This is a genomic window from Kitasatospora sp. NPDC058243 (assembly GCF_042882025.1).
Taxonomy (GTDB): domain Bacteria; phylum Actinomycetota; class Actinomycetes; order Streptomycetales; family Streptomycetaceae; genus Kitasatospora.
The window spans coordinates 90,270-93,374 of record NZ_JBHVWW010000031.1 but is presented as its reverse complement, the minus strand read 5'-3'; the positions used below and the strand labels follow the sequence as shown (position 1 = coordinate 93,374).

The 3,105-nt window shown below is 73.8% G+C and carries 3 protein-coding genes; 1 reads left to right on the top strand and 2 read right to left on the bottom strand.

Translation table 11 applies throughout. The annotated features are described in order from the left end of the window. Nucleotides 1-61: 61 nt before the first annotated feature. Nucleotides 62-1,423 carry a M64 family metallopeptidase gene (locus ACFVX9_RS21415; protein ID WP_380381044.1) on the bottom strand — a complete coding sequence of 454 codons (1,362 nt, stop codon included), beginning with the start codon at nucleotides 1,421-1,423 and terminating at the stop codon, nucleotides 62-64. A gap of 129 nt (nucleotides 1,424-1,552) precedes the next feature. Next, nucleotides 1,553-2,287: a hypothetical protein gene (locus tag ACFVX9_RS21410; RefSeq protein ID WP_387983018.1), complete on the bottom strand. Its 735-nt coding sequence runs from the start codon at nucleotides 2,285-2,287 to the stop codon at nucleotides 1,553-1,555. A 393-nt stretch (nucleotides 2,288-2,680) separates the two neighbouring features. Between ACFVX9_RS21410 and ACFVX9_RS21405 the strand changes: the two genes are divergently transcribed. After that, nucleotides 2,681-3,022: a hypothetical protein gene (locus ACFVX9_RS21405; protein WP_063345830.1), complete on the top strand. Its 342-nt coding sequence runs from the start codon at nucleotides 2,681-2,683 to the stop codon at nucleotides 3,020-3,022. Nucleotides 3,023-3,105: the final 83 nt, after the last annotated feature.

Here is a 3,105-nt window from a genome sequence, read left to right as displayed (position 1 = left end):
GCATCACGCTGCCGGGCCCAGGGCCGTCGCCGTGCCGGCCGGCGCGCCGCGTCGACGCGCGTTAGAACGTCACCAGCCAGGACAGGCTCCCGGTGAGGTGCTCGCGCAGCGCCGGGTCGGCCACCGCCGGGGTGGGGTCGGTGGCGACGGCCGTCAGCAGGTGCGGCCGGGAGCGGGGGCCGCCCGGGCGGAGGGCGGCGAGGTCGGGGGCGGTGCGCCCGCGCTGCCCGGGCAGCTCGCGTCCGTCCAGGAACCAGCGCAGCCGGGTGCCCGGGACGGGCAGGTCGACGGTGAGGCGGCTGGCGGAGGTGAGCCAGGTGTCGGTGGAGACGGGACTCGTCAGCGGGGTGGCGTGGCGGTAGAAGCCGGCGATCATCGCCTCCCGTCCGGGCAGGTTGAACTCCCGCCCGAGCGAGCGCATGATCGAGTTCTCGGTCGGCCGGTACAGCCCCGTCGGGTAGTAGCCGCCGCCCTCGTACGCGCCGACCGTCCCGCCGTCGGGGGACGTCCGGCCGAGCCAGCGGGACCACTTGGTGCCCTGGGCGCGCATCCGGTCGGCGGTCAGCGTACTGATGTTGGCCTCGGCCGGCTCCGCGCCCTGGTAGGTGCCCTGGCCGTCGTACGCGTACTCGTCGGCGAGCTTGCCCAGCGAGTGCCCGGTCTCGTGCACCGCGATCTGCCCGGACTTCGCGTTGCCGCCCGCCACGGTGGCGATGCCCTCGTAGCCGAGCGAGGACTTCACGTCGTTGTAGCCCGCGCCGCCGTACTTGGTGCTGTTGGCCACCACGATCACCAGGTCCGCCTGCGGGGCCTTGGCCGCGTAGCGCTCGACCGCCTTCTCGTCCACGCAGAGCAGCCGCTCCACCCCGTCGCACCAGAAGTACGAGCCCAGCGCGGTGTGCCGGACGGTCGTCTGGTCCGGATCCCCGGAGACGCCCGACTCGGGCGAAACGGCCGACACCGCCCAGACGTTGAACAGGTTGCGGTAGGTGGCGTACGGCTCGACGGCGGTGATCTCGCGCCACTTCTCGGCCGCGTCGCTGCGGAACTTCTCCTGTTCCTGCGCCGCGTAGCCGTCCCCGATGACCACCACGTCGAGCTTGGCGGCCGGATCGCCGTTGCGCACCAGCGCGGTGACGTCGCCGTCGTCCTGCATCGGGGCCACGCCCTGGATGCGGGGGCCGGCCGTGTACGGGGAGCCGCCGGGGACGAGGGCCCGGGATATGCCGCCGTCCTCGCCGAACACCTCGACCGGGTGCCGGCCGTCCGCCGGAGCGGCTGTGGGGGCGGCGCCCGTCGTGGTTCCGGGCGGGGCTGCGGGTGCGGCGAGCGCGGGGGCGCCGCCGAGGAGGGCCGCGGCCAGGGCGGCGGTGAGGAGGGTTGCGGCGGTTCTGGTCCTGCGGCTCCTGGTACTGCTGGGCATGGGTGGCCTCCCCGGTGGTGGCGTGAGCGGGAGGTGGCAGCCTATTTCCCACGTTGAGAACCTGACAACTGTTTCCCACGTTGGGAACCTGACAACCTGTGAGGGGCATTCCGGATCCGCTCCGGGCCGCTACTCCACGGACATCCCGCTGATGACGGAGACCGCGAGCAGCCAGGCCAGGACGGCCAGGGTCACGGTCACGGGCAGCGGCCAGTCCATCAGGAGGAGCATGGCGGCACCCACCAGCGTGGTGACCGCCACGGGTACGGACATCCCGGCCGGGATCCACCAGGAGCGCACGTTCGGCCCGAGCAGGCCGCCCGCGATCAGGGCCGTGCCCGCGCCGACCAGCAGCGCCAGCTTCAGGACGGCCAGCCACAGGGTGTGCGGATTGCGGGCCCGGTGCCCCTGGTAGTCGACCTCGACCACCTGGCCCCTCCAGACCGTCAGGTTCACGACCGTGCCGGTCCGCACGTCGTCGTAGAACGCCTCCCCGACGTCGTAGGCGCCGGTCGGAGCCTTCTCGCGGGCCACGGTCAGGGTGTACGAGGTCGAGTCGCCGTCCCGCTCCATCGCCCTCTTCGTCACCCGCCCGCTCTCCCGCAGCGTGCAGTCCACCCCGGGCCCGATCGCCGGAGCGCCGCAGACCGGGGCGCCGCGATACGCCCACCCCTCGTGGTACGCGGCGACGAACCGTGCGAACCCGAGGCCGACCGCGGACAGGCCGAGCAGCAGGAGCAGGGCCTGCGCCACGACCCGCAGCGTCAGCGCGGTGGCCCGCCCGCGCGGCCGGGCGTCCTGCGGGCCCGGCGGCTTGCCGAACAGCGTCATCGGACTCCCCCTCGTCTGGACGTCGGTCGCCATGCGGGCCGACGCCCCGGCACGCCGTGGGCGGCGCCGGGGGCGGCACGGACTTGGATGATGGCAGGGGCAGGGATAGCGCGGGAGGAACCCGCCACTGCTGTAACGGACTTGTGCCATGCCGGGGGTGCGGGCGGTGCGCCGGTGCCCGCGTGTTTTCGGCCGTTCCGGGCGCGGGCGGACCACCTCGGCCGCCCCATCGGCGGTGCCCCGTCGCAGGAATTCGTGATCGACGGGCCAAGAGGCCTGACCAGGCCGGGGTGGACGCATTTTCCGCCGTCATATGCTCGCGGATCCGACCGCTCCCTAAAGTCACCGCAGACAGAGCGCCGGGCTGCTCTCCGAGCCGCCGCCCGGCGTCCCCACGCGCACCACCGACCCCGAGGACGGACAGCTGTGAACAACCGGACCAGGAACAGGATCGCGGGCGGCCTCGCGGCGTTCGCCACGGCCACGGCGCTGGGCCTCGCCGCGGCCCCGGCCGCACAGGCGCAGACCGCCTCCCCGGACGCGCTGCAGAGCATCAACTGCAGCACCGGCACGTTCGGGAGCGACGGCACCCAGCAGTACTTCAACATCTCCTGCTCGGGCACCGGAACCACCAAGTGGTGGGTCAACGTGAGCTGTTCCGACGGCTCCACCCGCACCGTGGGCCCGTACACCACCTTCCTGAACGTGCGCGTCTACTGCCCGCCGAACACCACCGCCCTGAGCGGCTGGGTGAGCTACACCCCCTGAACCCGGTGGCGCCGGCGGGGGGGGGCCCCCCCCCCCCCCCCCCCCCCCCCCCCCCCCCCCCCCCACCCCCCCCCCCCCCCACC